20 protein-coding genes and 2 pseudogenes are annotated in these 18,051 nt (G+C 67.9%); 9 read left to right on the top strand and 13 right to left on the bottom strand.

Annotation, left to right across the window (positions count from 1 at the left end; genetic code table 11):
* Nucleotides 1–9: 9 nt before the first annotated feature.
* Complete coding sequence (locus KUF83_RS32370; RefSeq protein WP_217458558.1) at nt 10–516, bottom strand: DinB family protein; 507 nt, start codon at nt 514–516, stop codon at nt 10–12.
* Nucleotides 517–553: 37 nt separating this feature from the next.
* Complete coding sequence (locus KUF83_RS32365) at nt 554–1,126, bottom strand: GNAT family N-acetyltransferase (protein WP_217458610.1); 573 nt, start codon at nt 1,124–1,126, stop codon at nt 554–556.
* A 426-nt stretch (nt 1,127–1,552) separates the two neighbouring features.
* Here KUF83_RS32365 and KUF83_RS32360 point away from each other — a divergent pair, with 426 nt between their 5' ends.
* Nucleotides 1,553–2,137 carry a 3'-5' exonuclease gene (locus KUF83_RS32360; protein WP_217458557.1) on the top strand — a complete coding sequence of 195 codons (585 nt, stop codon included), beginning with the start codon at nt 1,553–1,555 and terminating at the stop codon, nt 2,135–2,137.
* A gap of 76 nt (nt 2,138–2,213) precedes the next feature.
* On the opposite strand, the pseudogene KUF83_RS43085 reads toward KUF83_RS32360, so the two are convergent.
* A pseudogene (locus KUF83_RS43085) lies at nt 2,214–2,318 on the bottom strand (hypothetical protein); the annotation flags it as partial.
* 383 nt (nt 2,319–2,701) lie between these two features.
* On the opposite strand from KUF83_RS43085, the gene KUF83_RS32355 reads away from it, so the two are divergent.
* Nucleotides 2,702–3,346, top strand: coding sequence for a dihydrofolate reductase family protein (locus KUF83_RS32355; RefSeq protein ID WP_217458556.1), 645 nt, complete (start codon nt 2,702–2,704; stop codon nt 3,344–3,346).
* Between the two features lie 93 nt (nt 3,347–3,439).
* On the opposite strand, the gene KUF83_RS32350 is transcribed toward KUF83_RS32355, so the two are convergent.
* The 4 genes and pseudogenes from KUF83_RS32350 to KUF83_RS32330 all read right to left on the bottom strand — a co-directional run.
* The gene (locus KUF83_RS32350; protein WP_217458555.1) at nt 3,440–3,652 is read right to left on the bottom strand and encodes a hypothetical protein; all 213 of its coding nucleotides are present in this window, start codon (nt 3,650–3,652) and stop codon (nt 3,440–3,442) included.
* On the bottom strand, nt 3,618–4,529 hold the full coding sequence (locus KUF83_RS32345) for a DUF5937 family protein (protein ID WP_217458554.1): 912 nt from the start codon (nt 4,527–4,529) through the stop codon (nt 3,618–3,620). The genes KUF83_RS32350 and KUF83_RS32345 overlap by 35 nt, the downstream gene beginning before the upstream one ends.
* 1,103 nt (nt 4,530–5,632) lie before the next feature.
* The gene (locus KUF83_RS32340) at nt 5,633–5,842 is read right to left on the bottom strand and encodes a hypothetical protein (RefSeq protein WP_217458615.1); all 210 of its coding nucleotides are present in this window, start codon (nt 5,840–5,842) and stop codon (nt 5,633–5,635) included.
* A gap of 207 nt (nt 5,843–6,049) precedes the next feature.
* Nucleotides 6,050–6,181, bottom strand: a pseudogene (locus KUF83_RS32330) (N-acetyltransferase); the annotation flags it as partial.
* A gap of 96 nt (nt 6,182–6,277) precedes the next feature.
* On the opposite strand from KUF83_RS32330, the gene KUF83_RS32325 reads away from it, so the two are divergent.
* Nucleotides 6,278–6,442: a hypothetical protein gene (locus tag KUF83_RS32325; protein WP_217458553.1), complete on the top strand. Its 165-nt coding sequence runs from the start codon at nt 6,278–6,280 to the stop codon at nt 6,440–6,442.
* Nucleotides 6,443–6,577: 135 nt separating this feature from the next.
* Here the strand turns inward: KUF83_RS32325 and KUF83_RS32320 are convergent, their stop codons facing one another.
* Nucleotides 6,578–7,441, bottom strand: coding sequence for a LysR family transcriptional regulator (locus tag KUF83_RS32320; protein WP_217458552.1), 864 nt, complete (start codon nt 7,439–7,441; stop codon nt 6,578–6,580).
* Between the two features lie 105 nt (nt 7,442–7,546).
* Here KUF83_RS32320 and KUF83_RS32315 point away from each other — a divergent pair, with 105 nt between their 5' ends.
* Nucleotides 7,547–8,419, top strand: coding sequence for an aldo/keto reductase family oxidoreductase (locus KUF83_RS32315; protein ID WP_302828573.1), 873 nt, complete (start codon nt 7,547–7,549; stop codon nt 8,417–8,419).
* Here the strand turns inward: KUF83_RS32315 and KUF83_RS32310 are convergent.
* The 4 genes from KUF83_RS32310 to KUF83_RS32295 form a co-directional block, all read right to left on the bottom strand.
* On the bottom strand, nt 8,376–9,239 hold the full coding sequence (locus KUF83_RS32310) for an alpha/beta fold hydrolase (protein ID WP_217458551.1): 864 nt from the start codon (nt 9,237–9,239) through the stop codon (nt 8,376–8,378). The two genes, KUF83_RS32315 and KUF83_RS32310, sit on opposite strands and share 44 nt — an antisense overlap.
* A gap of 170 nt (nt 9,240–9,409) precedes the next feature.
* The gene (locus KUF83_RS32305; RefSeq protein WP_217458550.1) at nt 9,410–9,763 is read right to left on the bottom strand and encodes a hypothetical protein; all 354 of its coding nucleotides are present in this window, start codon (nt 9,761–9,763) and stop codon (nt 9,410–9,412) included.
* A gap of 169 nt (nt 9,764–9,932) precedes the next feature.
* Nucleotides 9,933–10,829 (bottom strand): LLM class flavin-dependent oxidoreductase, encoded by an 897-nt coding sequence (locus tag KUF83_RS32300; RefSeq protein ID WP_254644684.1) that lies wholly within the window; start codon nt 10,827–10,829, stop codon nt 9,933–9,935.
* 104 nt (nt 10,830–10,933) lie between these two features.
* Nucleotides 10,934–11,728, bottom strand: coding sequence for a hypothetical protein (locus KUF83_RS32295; RefSeq protein ID WP_217458549.1), 795 nt, complete (start codon nt 11,726–11,728; stop codon nt 10,934–10,936).
* Between KUF83_RS32295 and KUF83_RS32290 the strand changes: the two genes are divergently transcribed.
* The 4 genes from KUF83_RS32290 to KUF83_RS32275 all read left to right on the top strand — a co-directional run bounded on the left by KUF83_RS32290 (nt 11,714) and on the right by KUF83_RS32275 (nt 15,780).
* Complete coding sequence (locus KUF83_RS32290) at nt 11,714–13,309, top strand: radical SAM protein (protein WP_374106217.1); 1,596 nt, start codon at nt 11,714–11,716, stop codon at nt 13,307–13,309. The genes KUF83_RS32295 and KUF83_RS32290 overlap by 15 nt on opposite strands.
* Entirely contained in the window at nt 13,306–14,322 is a 1,017-nt protein-coding gene (locus tag KUF83_RS32285) for an aminotransferase class I/II-fold pyridoxal phosphate-dependent enzyme (protein WP_217458548.1), read from the top strand. The genes KUF83_RS32290 and KUF83_RS32285 overlap by 4 nt, the downstream gene beginning before the upstream one ends.
* A gap of 30 nt (nt 14,323–14,352) precedes the next feature.
* Nucleotides 14,353–14,520 carry a hypothetical protein gene (locus tag KUF83_RS32280; protein ID WP_254644683.1) on the top strand — a complete coding sequence of 56 codons (168 nt, stop codon included), beginning with the start codon at nt 14,353–14,355 and terminating at the stop codon, nt 14,518–14,520.
* Between the two features lie 270 nt (nt 14,521–14,790).
* A complete protein-coding gene (locus tag KUF83_RS32275) occupies nt 14,791–15,780 on the top strand; it encodes a phosphotransferase (protein WP_217458547.1) in 990 nt (329 codons plus the stop codon).
* Nucleotides 15,781–15,857: 77 nt separating this feature from the next.
* On the opposite strand, the gene KUF83_RS32270 is transcribed toward KUF83_RS32275, so the two are convergent.
* Nucleotides 15,858–16,769 (bottom strand): aminoglycoside phosphotransferase family protein, encoded by a 912-nt coding sequence (locus KUF83_RS32270; RefSeq protein ID WP_217458546.1) that lies wholly within the window; start codon nt 16,767–16,769, stop codon nt 15,858–15,860.
* A gap of 155 nt (nt 16,770–16,924) precedes the next feature.
* Between KUF83_RS32270 and KUF83_RS32265 the strand changes: the two genes are divergently transcribed.
* Nucleotides 16,925–18,022 carry a DUF4037 domain-containing protein gene (locus tag KUF83_RS32265; protein ID WP_217458545.1) on the top strand — a complete coding sequence of 366 codons (1,098 nt, stop codon included), beginning with the start codon at nt 16,925–16,927 and terminating at the stop codon, nt 18,020–18,022.
* The last annotated feature ends 29 nt before the right edge of the window (nt 18,023–18,051 follow it).

Here is an 18,051-nt window from a genome sequence, read left to right as displayed (position 1 = left end):
AGTAGTGCGCTACCTACCGATGGAACCGTCAGCCTGCTCACGAAGTATGTCGGCGTGGCCTGCATGACGAGCCGTCTCTTCGATCATGTGCACCAGGACCCACCGCATCGGTCGCACAGCACCCGCTTGGCCTGCCGCCCGAGCACACGGATGGTTCAAGTTGTCACAACGCTTGATGATCTCGTTGGACCGTTCAATGGCACCGAGGTAGGCAGCGAGAAGACTGTCCACGGTCTCGCCCTCGGCGAGATCCATACTGAAATCCGGATGCTCGACATCGGCACCCTCGAAGGCCCAGGCGAACCAGTAAAGCTCCGCCGCCGTCAGGTGCTTGACCAGGCCGAAAACACTGGTGCCAGAGGGCACCCCGGGCGTTCGGCCCTGCCTGTCATCAAGGCCCTGCGCCTTCGCAACCACTGCTTCACGGACGTAGTTCAAGAACGTGAGCAATGTCGACTTCTCGTCGGAGTCGCTGCCAGGTGGGCCTACGTCGCGGCGTCGTTGCGTCTCTGTCATCGGGGCACACTAGCTTTATCCACTTTCGAAACGCACCCTAGCGGGCTGCGGTCGGCACGGTCGACGGCCGCCACTCTCGCCGGAGCAACCCGAACACCCACGAGTCGGATATCTCACCGTTCACAACGCAGTCTTCACGCAACGTACCTTCACGCACGAATCCGAGCTTCTCCAGGACCCGGGCAGATGCGACGTTGCGCGTATCGGCCTCGGCCTGAACTCGATTCAGTTCCAGCGTGTCGAATGCCCACTGCAGCAGGGCATGCGCGGCTTCCGTCGCGTAGCCCTGACCCCACATCCCGTCGTCCAGGATGTACCCCAATGACGCGCTGCGGTAGTCCGGGTTCCATGCGGACAGCCCGCACCAACCGACGAAGGCTCCGTCAGAAACACGGTCGATGGCTACTCGTGCCCCCGTGCCTTCGTCCGCCATCTTCCCGCACGTCGCGATGAAGCGCTCAGCGCGAGCCCGTTCGGTCCATGGCGCGGAGTCCCAGTAGCGCATCGCGTGGGTGCTGCTGTGCAGCGCGAAGAGGAGGTCCGCGTCGGCGTCGGTGAAGGGGCGCAGTCGCAGGCGAGCTGTGTGCAGTACGGGAGTGGCCAAAGTCATGCGCACCATCTTGCGTCCTCATGGAGCCGACAGAACACCGAATATCCGCCTCGGGCCCTGCACCACTACAGACACAGGCCCAACGCAACGTTTCATTGCAGCCGTTCCGTGGGGTCTGGAAACGTGGGACTCCGTGTTCGCCTTCAGAAGGTCGTCTTCGCTTGAGCATCGCGCCGGGCGTCGGCGAGCCATCCGGACGTCAGGGGACAATCGCTCAGAGGCCGGGCAATACGCGCGGCGTACGGCCGACCCTGAGGTATATGTCGGGCACTTCTTTGGGCTCCACCGCAGAGCTCAGAAGTGGCTCCACGCCGCGAAAAGTTGCGGCTTCCCCGTCAAAGACAGTATCCGTGTAACGCGAGCCAGCGTCGGGGCAGCCTCGAAAACCAGGTGCTCCAGCCGCTGTGCTTTCCTACGCTTCCTGCCATGGAAAGCGCCTGGACCGAGAACCTCGTCAACGTCGTGGACGTTGAAGCGACCTGTTGGGCGGGTTCCCAGCCGCCTGGAGCGGTCAGCGAGATCATTGAGGTCGGACTGACCGTCGTCGACCTAAATGCCGGTGAGCGCCTCGCCCGGCACCGGATTCTGGTGCGCCCCGTCCGGTCCACGGTCAGCGAGTTCTGCACGGAGCTGACCGGCCTCACCCAACACGAAGTCGACCAGGGAGTCAGTTTCACCGAAGCGTGCCAACTCCTGGCGGCCGAGCACCGTGCAGGCACCCGACCGTGGGCCAGCTGGGGCGACTACGACCGCCACCAGTTCACCCGGCAGTGCCAGGCGACGCGGACGCCCTACCCATTCGGCCGCCACCACACCAACGCCAAGATGGTCTTCACCGAGGCACATGGTCTGCGTAAGCGCCCCGGCATGGCACGGGCCCTGGAGATCGCCGGGCGGCCGCTTGAAGGCCGTCACCACCGAGGCGAGGACGACGCCTGGAACATCGCGGCCCTCGTGCTCCACCTGTCCCAACAGGGGCGCTGGCCGGCCACGGTCGAACGTCCTGCTTGACGCACTCCCCCGGTGCAGCAGCACCTACAGCAACCTGACCGCCGTGAAGTTCGTGAAGGCCGCCTTCGACGCGGCGGCCCCCGCTCTCGTACGTCCACGTCGCGTGGACGGTGAGAGGGCTGAGGTTCATGACGTGGGTGACGGTCATGCCGGATTCCTCGACCCAGCCGACGGCGAAGATGCCGAGGCGACTTCGGCGGCCTGCGGGGTGACGTCCTCCAGCTCATCCCGCCCACCTCCGAGAACGACAACACCATGTTCTGATCGGCAGCGGCCGGCCCGACCCGCTCGGAGATCCGGCCCAGCGTCGCCGCGGGCCTCGGAGGCTGCAAAGTCCGCCCTCACCTTGAGGTGAGTGAAGGACGACCGGCTCAACCACGCAGGCTCCTCCTGGGCCGTTGCCTCACCACATTCACCCGCTCACCCCAGGCGATTGCGCAGACCACGCGAACCTCAGGGTCCGCGAAACTACGTAGCTCGATTTACTGTTGGCGACGGACGCAGCGATGAGTTTTCCCGGCCCGGCAAGTCTCACCACCGTTGTCGACAACACAGGAGGAGCACGTGGCTCAGCTACTGAAAGTCCAGAACTTCAACGTCTCGAGTGACGGAATCGGTGCCGGTGAGGACCAGACCCTCGAGAGGCCGTTCGGCCATGTCGAGCCCGAGCGACTGTTCGCCTGGGCCGGCGCCACGGCGAGCTGGCCCATGCGCACCGACCCCGGAGGAAGCCGGGGTCTGGACGACTACCTCACGCGGGACTATCCCCGCAACATCGGCGCCGAGATCATGGGCCGCAACAAGTTCGGGCCCCAGCGCGGCCCCTGGCACGACCATGAGTGGCAGGGCTGGTGGGGTGACGAGCCCCCCTTTCGCACTCCGGTGTTCGTCATGACCCACCACAAGCGTCCTTCGTTCACGCTTTCCGACACCACGTTCCACTTCGTCGACGGCGACCCTGCATCGGTCTTTGAACAGGCCCGGGAAGCGGCGCAGGGCAAGGACGTCCGACTCGGCGGTGGGGCAACCACCATCCGGCAGTTCCTCGACGCCGACCTCGTCGACACCATGCACGTGGCGGTCTCGCCGGTGAAGCTCGGGTCCGGAGTACGACTCTGGGACTCCCCCGATGAGCTTCTCGACCGGTTCCACCTGGATGTGGTTCCCAGCCCGAGCGGCGTCACGCACCACCTGTTCTGGCGAAAGTAGCCGGTCTTCAGGGTTGCCCCCCGTGCCGTTCTGCCTTCCAGGGCCGCCCTGAGGTAGGGCTTCGGGGTAGTCGCGCGACGGGGCGACACACAACTACGCCGAAGCCCTGGGCTCGAGCCCTTCTTGATCCCTCGCCGCCACCAGGGCCGTCTCCAGGGCATCGAGTTGGAGATCGGTGCGCATGTGTATGGCGAGCTGCCATCCGACGATCATCCGGGAGTACATGTCCAGGACGAATGCGACGTAGGACCAGGCCGACCAGGCGCGGACGTCAGCCGCAGGCTTCTTCCAGCAGACCTGCCGCATGTGCGGTCCGCTGGTACAACACGTGTCGCCCGTCTCTCACCTTGGTGACGAGGCGTGCGCGGTGCAGTGCACTGAGGTGGTAGGAGACGGTGCCCGGTGTGCATCCGATCCGGGAAGCGAGTTCCGTAGTGGACCGGGGAGTTTCGAGGTCCGCCAGCAAGGCCGCTCGGACGTTGCCTACTACTCGCGCAATCGTTCCGGACCCGCGGCCCCTTGCGGCTCCGATCCGCTGGGCGGGGTAGTAGAGGACGAACTGTCCGGGGGTGTCGACCTGGATGATGACGTGCGGCCAGTTGAGCACGCCGGGGGCGAGGACGAGGTCCCGGCCTGTGGCATCTATTTCGCCATCCCATGACTTGGTGACGGTGACCGCGTCGCCTGCCCAATCCATGTCTGGGTGAAGTGCTCCGAGCGCCCGGCCGACGCCATGGGTGGCGATGGCTGTCGCGCGGTGGGTGATGTCCTGATCGATGATCGAACGCAGTGCGGGCCAGCCCTCGGAAAGGGCATCCCGCCAGAACCGGGCGAGGCCGTTGGCGAGATGTCGCTGCATCCGCCCCGACTCCGCGATCCGGCGGGTCGTGGCCAGCAGTGGCCTGTTCCAGTGGGTCCGGGTGTAGGTGAAGACCTGCGTTTCGAGGACGTCCTGCGTTGCGGCCTCGATCTGCGCGATCTGCTCGTCGAGCAGGTCACGACGCTGCGCGTCCGTCCCTGGCTGAGGGGTGAGCAGGTCAGGTGTGTAGGTGTCGCCGTTCAGCGGCAACAGGTCCGCAAGCAGGGCAACGTCCGGATGGGCAAGTGACGCGCGGGCGAGTGGTCCGGGATCTCCGAACACCGGGTGCCGTCCCGACGCGGCAGTGAGCTTCAACCACGCCATGGACTCCGACGCGGGGGAAGGGGCCAACCGCGTCCTGGACACTGTGTCGGCGTCTACACGCAGAGTGAGCACCGCTCCGACGGTAGCAGTCGTCGCAATGGATTTGAACAGGCTCGAATGCTTTCCGGCACGAGGTCCACGCGTGGTTGAGTCGTGGTGCCGAACAACGGCAGCAACGTTCACTGCCCGATCTGAGGCAGTCGCCTCCGCACGACGTGAGGTTGTGCACTCGATACCCGAAGAACCTGGGAGTGGTTGTCATGGTGAGATTGAAGGACACCTCGAAGGTGAAGAGCCGCCCGAGGACGGTCGGCGCGGCCGGCATGCGAGTTACGCGAACGGGCGCAGGTTCGTTGGTCGCCATCACTGCCGTTCTCGGACTGAGCCTGGCAACCGCAGGCCCCGCCGCAGCTACGGATGCCGGCCCCGCCGCGGTTACGGATGCCGGCACCTGGCGTGCTTACGGCAACACGAATCCGATTACCTCCAGCCCCGCCACCTGGCGGTGTGCCGGCAGCAAGACGATCGGCGCCTCTGTGCTCGCGCAGGTTTGTGCGATCAGGTCGTCGACCGGGGGCAGTGTGCAGGCGGCAGTTATCGTGCGCAACAACCGATCCAGCCTCTACAGTGCACGAGCAGACGTGCACCTGTATGCCGTCAACCCTGCGACACGCCTGGGCTCTTGGGAGTGCGCGTCATCGGGGGTAGGGGCGAACTCGTGGTCAGTATGCTTCGGGGAAACCCTCAGCAAGCCCAGCTCTGTGAAGGTGAACTCGGCAGGGCTCCTCAACAATGTTGGACTCGGCCAGTCACCGAACGTCTGAACCGGAGCCCACCGGGTGGCGTGCATCCTGTGCGTTGTGCTCGGTCAACCGCTCCTGAACCTCACGGTGCACAGGGGTGAGGTCGGCGGCGATCCGGGCCACGATGCCCGCCGAGGCCTGGCGCATGGCGACTCGGATGCTGTCGCACTCGCCCCTGCGGAACAGGCAGTCAATGGCGAGTATCTGGCCCTGTTTCAGAGGGTGGTGTGTGACTTGATGGCGTGTCTGTCATCACGGGAACGGGTGCGGCCGCCGCATAGCCGCTGACTTGCTCGCGCGTCATCTTTCGAGTTCAGCCAGTTCCGGCTTCAGAGACCGGATCTCGATGTGTGCTCTGCGCCGGCGCTGATCGTCGTCGACTGGCTGGAAGCACAGGCAGCAGGCGTCTTCGTCATACCCACGGCGTGAGTCGACGTGCTGCTCGCAGGCCGCGCACAGCCGCACGGGGAGCGTGTCGAGGAATTCCACCGCGGTGATCAGTCGCTCCATGCGGCTGATCACCGCGATGTAGATCGTTCCTGGAGACGCCGAGGAGCTTCGCGATCGAGGTGGCGGTGTTCTCCGGGCGGGCGAGCAGGTCGCGGGCGTGACATACCTGGTCCTCCGTCATCACTGGCGGGCGGCCGAGTCGGGCGCGCGGGTACGAGCGGCGTCCAGGCTCTTATTGGTGCCCAGCACGATGAGTTCGCGGATGAACTCCGCCAGCTGGCCGGGCTGCCACTGGCCGGTGATGCCCTGGGCGAGCATCCAGCGGGCAGCGTCGTCACGCAGACGAACGAGAGTGGCGAGGTCGGTGTCTTCGGCGAAGCGGAAGTGCAGATCGTTCACGTCGCGATCCTCGCACGGATCGCACGAGCGCTCGATGCTGTGCCTCCACACAGCCGAGCGCCAGCGTTGTCAGTTCTCGTCGCCTCGGTCACCGGCATGAGACGCGCCTGCTACCGCGGTCTGCCAAGGGCCCACATCGAGCACGTCTTCGCCGCTGTCTCACGCAACCTCATACACCTCGACGCCTGGTGGAACGGGCATCCTTTGGGTCGCACCCGCGTCAGCAACCTCGCCCGGCTCGACCTCTCCCCCGCCGTATGACCCCGAGTAGGCCAGCAGGATCGGTACACGGTTCTTACCGGCACCCCTACACAAAGTCGCGACGGTGCCCGTGGGCGGCGGCGTGTGGAGACCGGCGGTCAGGCGGTGCGTCGCGACGGTGAGAGGCGGGGCGTGTCACAGCCGTGTGGCCGTGCGGATCAGCCCGGCGAGGGCGAGGGAGCGGCTGTGCGCGGGCCAGGCGATGTGGGTGACGACGGGTGCTGCGTCGGTCAGGGGGACGGCAGTGTGCTCGGCCCATAGCCAGGCGCGGGCGGAGTCGGGGAAGACAGCCATGGTGCGTCCGAGGGCGATCAGCTGCGCCAGCTGTGTCTGGTCGTGGATCTCGGGGCCCGGGCCGGGTGGGTACGTGCCGTGACGGGACCAGCGGGCGAGCGGAAGATCGGGGATGTCGGTGACGTCGGCCAGGGACAGAGATCTCTGCGCGGCGAGGGGGTGCCCGGCGGGCAGGATCACGATCTGCCCCTCGGTCATCAGTTCCTCGCTGTCGAATCCGGCGAGGGAGTTGAACGGTTTGTGCATGAGCGCCACATCGGCGCGGCCATCGCGCAGCATCTCTTCCTGTTCACACGTGCCGCTCGGCAGCACCTCGATCTCGGCGGCGTCGGGCTCGGCCGCGTAGGCGGCAAGGAGTTTGTGCACCAGCTCATGAGACGCACCCGCCTTCACCGCCAGCACCAGGCGGTTGCGGGAGCCGCCCGGACTGTCGGCGCCACCGGCGCGACGGGTGCGGCGGGCGGCGGCGGCGGTCGCGTCGAGGGCTGCGCGGCCCTCGTGCAGCAGTACTTCCCCGGCGCCGGTGAGGGAGACGCCGCGGCGGTTGCGTTGCAACAGAGAGACTCCGAGGCGCCGTTCGAGCTGCTGGATCGCCCGGGACAGTGGCGGCTGGGCCATGCCTAGGCGTTCGGCGGCGCGACCGAAGTGCAGTTCTTCGGCGACGGCCGTGAAGTACCTCAGCTCGCGGGTCTCCAAGGTGTCCATGGCCACAACCTACCTCGGTGATACCTGTCGGGTATGACAGGGCACTGTATCGGTGTTGGATGCGCCGCTCGGGTGCAAGCGAGCATCGACGGCATGAGCGACACAATGAACACATCCACCGCGTCACTGCCCGGCGGCACCTGGACCCTGGGCGATCTGACCGTCACCCGCTTCGGCTACGGCGCCATGCAGCTCGCCGGCCCCGGAGTCATGGGCCCGCCCGCCGACCGCGAGGGCGCGCTCGCCGTCCTGCGCGAGGCCGCCGGCGTCGGGATCAGCCATATCGACACCGCCGGTGCCTACGGCCCGCGCGTCACCAACCAGTTGATCCGTGAAGCGCTGCACCCCTATTCCGAATCGCTGCACATCGTGACCAAGGTTGGCGCGGTCCGCGATCTGCAGGGCGGCTGGCCCACCGCCCGGCAGCCCGAGGACCTGCGCCGCGCCGTCCACGAGAACCTTGACGACCTCGGCCTCGGTTCGCTCGACGTGGTCAACCTCCGGCTCGGCAATGCCCAGGGTCCCCAACCCGGCTCGCTCGCCGAGCCCTTCGAGACCCTCGTCGAACTCCAGCAGCAGGGCCTGATCAGGCACCTCGGAGTGAGTAACGCGACGGCGGAGCAGGTCGCCGAGGCGCAGGCGATGGCGCCGATCGTGTGCGTACAGAACATGTACAACCTCGCCCACCGCCAGGACGACGAGCTGATCGACGAACTCGCCTGCCAGGGCATCGCCTACGTGCCCTTCTTCCCTCTCGGCGGCTTCACCCCACTGCAGTCCACCACGCTTTCTGCCGTGGCCACCCGGCTGGGTGCGACGCCGATGTCGGTCGCCTTGGCCTGGCTGCTGCGGCGGTCGCCGAACATCCTGCTCATTCCCGGCACCTCGTCGGTGGCGCACCTGCGGGAGAACGTCGCCGGTACAGGACTCTCGCTCACCGACGAGGAGCTCGCAGAGTTGGAGAAGATCGGCCAGTAGGAGGAAGCCGGCCCGGCCCGCCGTTCTCTTGGCCGCCGAACTCCCAGTCCTCGACCAGGCGCACGGTGCGTTCGGGGTGTTCCTCGTGCAGGTAGTGACCGCTGTCGGGCCAGTGGTCGACGCGGGAGCCGGGGACGCGCAGAGTGCCGCGTTCCCAGGCGGCCGCCTCCGCCGAGGTCCACACGGTGAGCGCGGGCTGCGCACGCCGGCGCAGGTACGCCTCGCTGTGCGGACGGACGCCGACCGCGCCGGGGTCGGCGTACATGCCGGCGTACGCCTGGGCGATGACGTGGTTCGGCGTGCCGAGCATGGTGCGGACGTGGGCGGTACGCAGTCCCGCGGGAGCCCTCGCCGAGAAGGCACCGGCGACGAAGTCGGCCGCGGCGCGTGCCCCGTGTTCCCGGTACTCCTCGAGCCGGGCCGGAATTCCCTCCGCTTCCGTGCCGTGCGCGCCGTGCGCCGGATCGAGCGCGACGACCGATCGAACCAGTTCCGGATGCCGTACCGCCAGCAGGTTGACGACCTGGCCGCCCATGGAGTGACCCACGGCGGTCGTCGGCCCGGCGCCCAGGCGGCGGAGCAGCGCGGCGAGATCGTCGGCCATTTCCGCCGTGGTGTTGCCTTCGTCGGGTACCTCAGAGCGGCCGTGCCCCCGCAGGTCGGGGACGATCACGCGGAACCGGTCGGCCAGCGCCTCGGCGTGCGCGGACCACTCCCGGCCGTCTCCGCCCCAGCCGTGCACCAGGAGCAGCGGGGCCGTCCGGTCGGACCCGAGAGCGGTGCAGAAGAGCTGGACTCGGTCCAGGTCGATCATCGTCATGCTGGGCCGTCCTGGAGGGTCCGGAAGGTGTGAGACAAGGTGCAACAGGCCGTCCGCGTACGGCAGTCCGGGCGCCCGGATCCCGCCGGAGTCGGGGACGTCGGGGAAGGCCGGACAGGCGAGCGCTGAGCAGTGGCATCACTGGCACAACCAGGTGGGCAGTTCGCCGGTCAGTAGCCGGGTGGGATTCGGTCCTGCGGCCCGTCAGCCACGTCCGCCGTGCCGCCTTCCATCTGCGCCCTCTTGGCCATGGCCGGATCAGCCGAGTCCGAGAGCAGCTCCACGATGCGCAGAGTGCACTCCCACTCCGTCAGCTTGCCTTTGATCACCACCAGGTACGACTCCTGGTCGGCAAAGCGGTACACGCGGCGCCGCTTCTCGACAATATTCTTGCTCGGCAAGTACGTGTGGAGGACAGCGCGGAGCTCCTCCAGCGCCTGGTCCTTCGTCTCCCGCCCACGACAGATGAACTCGGTGTACGACTCACCGTTGTAGTACTGCGCAATCACAGCCCAGTTGCCCATGCCCACTCCCCCTCGGTGCCGCCGCCAGTCATCCACAGCTCAGCCGCCGGGACAAGAGCAGTACAGACCGAAAGGCGGCCGCCTCACCGTAGCGGCGCGGACGAGCGGCTGACCGCCGCCGGACACGTCACCCTTGGATGACCAGTACCAGCTACACCACTGGGTCAGGTCAGGTCAGGGACGGCAGCACGTCCGAGGCAACGGTGTCGAGGATGGCCTCGTCACCGGCGAACGGGCCCGACTCCCTCGGCCACGGCGCCAGTACATCGGTGAAGCCGAGCTCGTCCGCCCGACCGAGGAAGTCGCGGTAGCACTCGACACTCGAAAGCGAGAAGACCGGCGCCGCGTCGGTCTGGAGGAACCGGCGGACCGTGGCGGGGTCGCGGGATTCGGCGGCCAACGCCTCGTCGAACCGGGCCGACACCTCGGTCAACGAGCGCCACCAGCCGTCCAACGAGTCGTGGTCGGTGCCCAGGGTGACCCACCCCTCGCCGTGCTTCGCAGCCAGGGCCAGCGCCTTCGGCCCGTTGGCAGCCAGCACGAACGGCGTGCGCGGTCGCTGCACGCAACCCGGCGCGCTCCGTGCGTCCACGGCCGTGTAGTACTCGCCGGAGTAGTCGACCCGGTCCTTGGTGAGCAGGGCGTCCAGCAGCTCGACGAACTCCCGGTACCGGCGGAACGGGCTTGCGGCCTTCGTGGTGCCCCCGAACACGTCCACGTCGTAGCCGCCGACCCCGCCCGCGCCGATGCCGACCGTGCAGCGGCCGTCGGACAGGTCGTCCACCGCGAGCACGTCCCTGGCGAACGACAGCGGGTGGCGGAAGTTCGGCGACGCGACCATGAAGCCCAACTCGATCCGCGAGGTCACCGTCGCCGCCGCGCCCAATGTCGGCACGGCGCCCAACCAAGTGTGGTCGACGAGCGGACCCCAGCCCAGGTGGTCGAACGTCCAGGCGTGGGCGAAGCCATACGCCTCAGCTGCCTGCCATCGAGGCTTGGCCTCGGCCCAACGGTACTCCGGCAAGATCGTGATCCCGGCCCGCACGACACCCCCATCTACGATCATCGGTCACGTCATTCGAACAGAGCTGGCGTTCGCGGTCAAACACTTAACAAGGTGATCGAACGGCCGGTCAGTCGGGGTTCACGCGCGCCCGGCGATGTACCCGCTCAGGCCAGCAGGACGTCCTCGCCCGCCGTCACGGGGACGACCTGGCTGGCCGGCGGCGCCTCGGCCTTCACCGGAGTCCCGAAGTCCGACAGTGTCATCGTCGTCATGGCCTTCATACCGCCGAAGTAGGACAACCGAGCCTGGACGGCGCGCCCTTTCCCGTCGACCCACACGTCCGCGTAGACGGGCACGTCCTCGCCCAGCTCCTCGCGCAGGTCGTCCATCCCTTGCCTCGTCTCCGTCGTCATCCGGAGCGTCGCGGTGGCGTGGTCGATCGTGCCCCGGTAGTGCACCGCAGGGGCGTCGTTCACCTGCTCCTTGCCCTCGTTCGACACCTGTCGCATCGTCTTCATCTGGCGGAGCAGGTGTTCGGGGTCGTTCAGGGGCGCCCGCAGGAAATAGCGGGTGAGGGCCTCACTCCGGTCGGCTGAGGCCCACTTGCCCTCGCCCACGTCCCGCGAGCCCCGCACGTAGACGGTGTCACCGATGAAGACCTCCTCGACGGGTTCCATACCGCTGTCCTCGAGCTCCACCGTGAGTCGCCCCCTGTCGCCCGCCAGATCGAAAGCCCCGGCGACCGCGAACACGTACGTCGTGGGGCTGTCGGCGGACTGCAGCTCGATCTTCTCGGCCAGGCGGGCGCTGTCCGCGCTCGTCCTGGCGATCGCTGCGCGTACGGTCGCCCCGTGGTCCGCTGCTTTCTTCGTACTCTCCGAGGCCCCACTGTCCGGATCGCCGGAACACGCGGTGCAGAGCAGGAGGACAGCGGCGGAGAGGAGGTGGGCGCGGCGCATGAACTCTCCGAGGAATCGTTACTGCGGCAGGGGAGCCCGAAAGGGCCTGTAGATCTTCGCATGAAAGCCTTATCAGGGCCCGGGAATTCCGGCCTTGAGGCCCTGTGCTCACGGCTGCCGCACCACGCTCCAGTGCTCGGCGACACTCTCGCAGCCGCGGGGACGGATCGGATGGGGGCGTCGCGTTACGCCTGCAGTTCGGCCCATGTCGTCCGGGGCCCGTTCATGCATGATGACGGGATGAACCACAGTGACCAGCGCTTCCATGTCATCGTGCTGTCGAACTTCGCGAAGGGCTTCGACAAGTACGCCTTCGCTTACGGTAAGGCGGGGATTCCGGAGAGTACCTATCCTGACCGGTTCCACCTGCTGACCCGTGCGGAGTTGGGAATCGGCATCGGCAAGGCGCGACGCCTGCTGGACCGTCTGGCCATTCCTGGCGATCGGCTGCTGGTGCTGGAAACCACGGTGGACCCCGCCACGTTGATACCCAACGTGTCGACCGGCCTCGGTATGGAACTGCACGAGGCTCGCATCCGGTTGTCAGCCGTCCACGAACTCGACCACGTGGGCGACGAGTTCACTCTGCGCCCGACGACCGTCGAAGACGCGATGGCGGCCTCCCTGCACCTGCACGGATCGGCACAGCGTCGCTACGCCGACATGCGACCGCGCTCGGTTTCGCTGCTGCCGGTCGCCGCCGCCTGCCAAGCCCGGTGTTCGTTCTGCTTCTCCGCGGCTTCGATCTCCAGCGACCAGGCGCCGGCCCGGGTCCCGTGGGACGCGGTCACCCACTGGCTGGAGCGCGCCCGGACAGCGGGTGCCGAACGTGCGGTGATCACCGGCGGCGGGGAACCCACGCTCATACCGTTCGAACAGCAGCTACGACTGGTGTCCGCCTGCTCGGCGGCCTTCCCGAAGGTCGTCCTGATCACCAACGGGCACACCCTGGCGAAGGGCCCGCACGCCGACCGCGCCGGGCGTCTCGCAGCCCTCAGCGCCGCAGGTCTGAGCGTGCTCGCGGTCTCCCGGCACCATCAGGACGACGCCGTCAGCGACCGGCTGATGATGCTGAGCACGCCGGTGAGCTCTGTGATCGACACCTGGCGCATGGAACGTGACCGCTGGCCGGAGCTGCGCATGAGGCTGATCTGCGTGCTCCAGCACGGCGGCGTCGCCGACGCGTCCTCGATCGCCGACTACCTTTCGTGGGCCGCGGCTCTCGGTGTCGAGGAGGTCTGCTTCAAAGAGCTCTACGTATCCACCAGCACCGAGTCGCTCTACTTCGACCGCGCCGCCAACGTCTGGAGCCGGGAGCACCAGGTGTCGCTGTCCGTCGTCACCCGGTTCGCCGAGCAGCACGGCTTCGAACTGGCGAGCCGTCTGCCCTGGGGCGCGCCGGTCTACCACGGCACCTGGGACGGACGGCCTCTGCGGATCGCCGCCTACACCGAACCCAGTCTCTTCTGGGAACGCGCCAATGGGATCGCGCGCAGCTGGAACGTCATGGCCGACGGACGCTGCTACGCCTCCCTGGAAGACCGGGCCAGCGAGATCGTGCCAGAAGGTGCCACGGCATGAGGTTCGACGACTTCCAGGCCTTCCGGCAGCGGGAACTCAGCGCCTCCTCACCGCTTCTGGACGCGGCCGAGACCAACGTGTACCAGGCGCTTGCTCAGATGCGACCGGAACCGCCGACCGACATGAGTACGGTCCACCGGTGCGATCTCGCCCGTGTCTGGCTGCGGCGCTTCGAGCTTCCGGAAGAGTGGTCCGGTCAGGCCATGGTCTGTCGAGGCGTCCGGCACGGGCTCGGCGTGGTGTTCCAACAGCTGCGCACCGTGCAGGCGCGGCTGTGGCTGCCCAGTGACGTGTACCCGGTCTACTTCGAGTTGGCCCGCTCTGCGGGCCTGACGCCCGCGTCCTACCCGACGCTGCCGGCACCGGCTCTGCCGGGGTCACCGGTGGACGACCGGCCCGAGTATCTGCTGCTCGCCAACCCCAGCAAGCCGCTCGGCCGGTACCTGTCCGATGCCGAGTGTGCCGCGGTGATGTCGTGGCTGCGGGAATCACCACGCCGCCGCCTGCTGATCGACAGTGTCTACGACCTCGGAGCGCCGTTCGCTGCAGGCACACGGCGATTGCTGGACACCGGTCGTGCGGTCCTGCTGCATTCGGTCACCAAGGGGTGGCTGTGGCCTCGCACGTTCGGCGTGGTCCTGCTGGGTCCGGCGCAAGCCGAACTGGCCGAAGCGTTCCGGGCGGATCCGCCGACGTCGGCTCAGTTGAGGCTCGCCGACCGTCTGCTGACCGAGCACAGCGACGTGCCCGGGCAGGTCGTCGACGAACTGGCCGCACGGGCTGAGCGGTTGTTCGAACGGTTGCCGGACGAGGTGCTCGGGGCGATTCCCTCGGCGAGCCGGACCTGTCCCGGCAACTACTTCTTCCCGGTCGACATACCGGCGGAGACGCTCCGGCGTGAGTGCGGCGTGCTCGCCATACCGGTCAGCGTGTTCGGGGAGAGCGGTTGGTCCGGCTCCATCCTGACCAGCCTTGCTGACGCATTCGGTCCGACGCCGACGACGACACGATGAAGCCGCTGGAGGACCTGGCCGTGTACGACGATGCGGCCGAGCGCCCCCGGCGAGAACGCCGGTGAGCCCAGGTCGGGTGGCGTCTGGTTCGCGCCGAGCAGCACCGAGGAGACGTACCCGCCGGGGAAGTCGCTGACCCCGTTCGGCTTCGCGCTGCCCCACGGGGCCATCAAGTACGGCGAGGTGCTGGGGCTTTAGGGATCCTTGCAGAACGCCCCATCTGTCTTCGATCGACTGCCCGAGAACGGTGGCCGAAGGAGCCGTTTCCGGGGCCGCGCCCTCGCCCGAACGCTCACGCTCGATGCGGTCAGCATCCGAGCCGGCCGGCCCTCGCCGAACATCCGCTCCCCCGCCGTCTGCCACCTGCCACCTGCCGCCACGGTCATCCACCGCTCTGCATCGCCTGGCCTGCACGCCGACGCTCCCGTAGGGTGCGCGGGTTGTCATGGCGGAGAGGCGGTTCACAACGTGGCACCCAGGGCAGCGACACGGGACCAGCTGGCTGGTGCGGCGCGGGCCGCGCTGGGCGGCGGGCGACGGCTGGAGACGGTCGAGCGGATCGCGGGCGGCAGTAAGAAGGGCGTGTACCGCCTGGTGATGGACGATGCGGCGACGGCGATCGCCTACCTGTGGGACGACGCCGAGAACTACTGGCCGGCGGCCGAAGGTGACGGCGACCTCACCGACCCGTTCTCGCCCGGCCTCGGGCTCGATCTGTTCAAGGCTGCGCACGCGCGGTTGGACGCACTCAGGGTCCGCGTTCCGGCGATCCGTCTCGTCGACCGCGACGGCGCCCACTGTGCGGCCGACCTTGCGATCGTCGAAGACCTTCCCGGAGAGAGCCTGGAGGCGTTGCTCGCGCGCGACCCAGGCGCTGCCGCTCCGGTCATGGCCCGGCTCGCGGAGTCACTGGAAGTGATGCGAAGTCACCAGGCACCGGGGTACGGCAAGGTGGCCCTGGTCGATGGCGGAGGAGCGTCACGGGGTACGTCGTGCGAGGCGGTGGTTCTCGACCGTGCGCTGCGGGACCTGGCCGAGGCGGCCTCCCGCGATCCGCGGATCGCGGGCGCCCGCGGCCGGCTGGAGGAGGGGCTGCTGGGCCTGGCGGCCGCGGTGCGGCCCCGCGCGGAGTATGCGGTCGTGCACGGCGAACTGGGGCCCGATCACGTGCTGGTGGACGCGGACGGGATGCCCGTGGCGATCGACATCGAGGGATTGATGTACTTCGACGTCGAGTGGGAGCACGTGTTTCTGCGCATCCGCCTGCACGACGCCTACCAGCCGCTGAGGGCGGCCGGGCTGGACGAGGACCGGCTCGCGCTCTACATGCTCGCCCAGCGGCTGTCGCTGACGGCGGGGCCGCTGCGGCTGCTCGACGGGGACTTTCCCGACCGGACGTTCATGGCGGACATCGCCGAGTACAACCTGAGGCAGGCGCTGCAACTGGTCCACGCCTGAATACCGGGTGCCTCGACTCGTCCGCCACGTGGCAGCGTCTCGCTCCCAAACGGGAGCAGGGCCTACGCGGAAGAGAATCAGCCCCGGCCGGGTGTCAGGACACGATCGAGCGCCGCCCTTCCGGCGGGCCCCCATGTGGTCTTGCCGCCGGGCAGGCCCCGCTCCCCGTTCTGGCCCATAAGAATGAGGAAGAGGCTCTTCAGCGCAGCCAGACCTCGGGCGCGCCGGATGGTCGCCTCGTCCGCATGCGCGTACGCCTCGAAGAACCGTGCGCCTGCGCCTGCGGGCAGGAGCAGCCACGCGGCCGCAAGGTCCCACGCCGGATCGCCGGCGAACATGTCACCGAAATCGATCACGCCCGCGAGCGTCCCGTCCGAGACGACGACATTCGCGGGGTGGAGATCACCGTGCAGCCAAACCGGCGGGCCCTCCCACTCGGGAGCCGCCACGGCATCGTCCCAGACGTCCCACAGGGCCCGTACGTCGCCGGTGATGCCGCCGGGGGCGATCGCTCGCAAGCACCTCTCGAAGCCGTCCGTGCACTTCTTGGGGTGAGCGCCGCGGTCCGAGGCGGTCGGCGCATCGGCGGGCGCCTCCACATGGAGCGTTTTGAGGAAGCCCGCCAGAGTGTCGGCAGCGTGGTCGCTGCGGCTGATCGAGGTGTGGTCGAGTGGCACGCCGGGGACCCACGTCATGATGGTCCAGAGCCTCGGGAAGCGCGCGGACGGTTCGCCGATCCGCACAGGGGTCGGAATCGGGAGCGGAAGGCGCGTGGCCAGGAGGGGCAGCCACCGGCGCTCTTTACGCTGGAGATCCGGGGCACGTTCCGTGCGCGGCATGCGCAGGACCAACTCGTCCCCGAGGCGCCACATGTGGTTGTCCCAGCCGCCGGCTACTTCGCGGACGGCCAGCCCCGCAAGGTCCGGATGCTGGTCCCTGAGAAGGCCGTGCAGCAGCTCTGCGGTGATCTCGATCTCGGAGTCGGTCATGCGAAGCCACAGTAGGTGAGACAGAGACAGACGGAGCCGACTCACACTCTTCGAAATGCCCACCGCCACGTCCGTTCGTGGCCAGCGACGATTACCCCTCCCAGGTGCGAAAAACGGGTCGCCCGCCCGCGTACCGATCAGGCACTCTCCCCGGCATGGTCACATCACCCTTCATCCCCGGCCTGGAACTCTCCCGGCGCTTCTACGTCCAAGCCGTGCGCCCTCTGCTGGACGAGAACGTTCCAGGTGTCGTGCACTCTGCTGCCCATCTCGGCAGCGGCTCGGAGGTGCTCGGATTCGACACCGCCCGATCCGCAGACCACGAATGGGGCCCACGCCTGCAGATCTTCCTGAAGGCTCAGGACGCGGCCGACCACGGCCCGCACATCACCACGATGCTTTCCGAGCGGCTGCCGAAGATCTTCTGCGGCTATCCGACGCACTTCGCTGCGACGGGGAAAGGGGATATCCGCGTGATGCGGGCCACCGACGGACCGGTGCACCACCGCGTCGAGGTCACCGATCCGGGTTCCTGGTTCACCGCGCTGCTGGGATTCGACCCGTCTCAGGGCGTCACCCCGGCGGACTGGCTGGCCACGCCCACCCAGCGACTCGCCGAGGTCACAGGCGGCGCCGTCTTCCATGACGGACTCGGCGAGCTTGCCACGGCGCGAGCCGGCCTCCGCTGGTATCCGCACGACCTCTGGCTCTACGTCCTTGCCTGTCAGTGGCAGCGCATCGCCCAGGAAGAGGCCTTCGTCGGCAGGTGCGGCGAAGTGGGTGACGAGCTCGGATCCGCTGTCGTCGCCGCTCGCCTGGTCCGCGACCTGATGCGACTCTGCCTGCTCATGGACCGCCGCTACCCGCCCTACAGCAAATGGCTCGGTTCCGCCTTCGCCCGCACTCCCCAGGCATCCTCCCTCGCTCCGCTCCTCAGCACCGTTCTCCCGGCAACCGACTGGCACACCCGCGAACAGCACCTGGCCCGCGCCTACGAAGCCGTTGCGACCGTCCACAACGAACTCGCCCTCACCGACGCGGTCGACCCCACCACCCGGCCCTACCACAGTCGGCCGTTCCAGGTCCTGCACGCTGAGCGCTTCACCGCGGCGCTGACGGCACACATCACCGACCCTGCGGTCAGGGCCCTGCCGGTTTTCGGAGCGGCCGACCAGTTCATCGACAGCACGGACGTCCTTGTGCACAGCGAGATGACGCGCACCGTGACACGGGCCCTGGTCAACCGCAGTTAGAAAGCGTCGATCTCCGCTGGGCATCACCG

This window comes from Streptomyces sp. BV286 (assembly GCF_019090165.1).
In the GTDB taxonomy this organism is placed as follows: domain Bacteria; phylum Actinomycetota; class Actinomycetes; order Streptomycetales; family Streptomycetaceae; genus Streptomyces.
The sequence above is the reverse complement of the archived record's forward strand: the minus strand, read 5'-3'. Positions and strand labels throughout refer to the sequence as shown.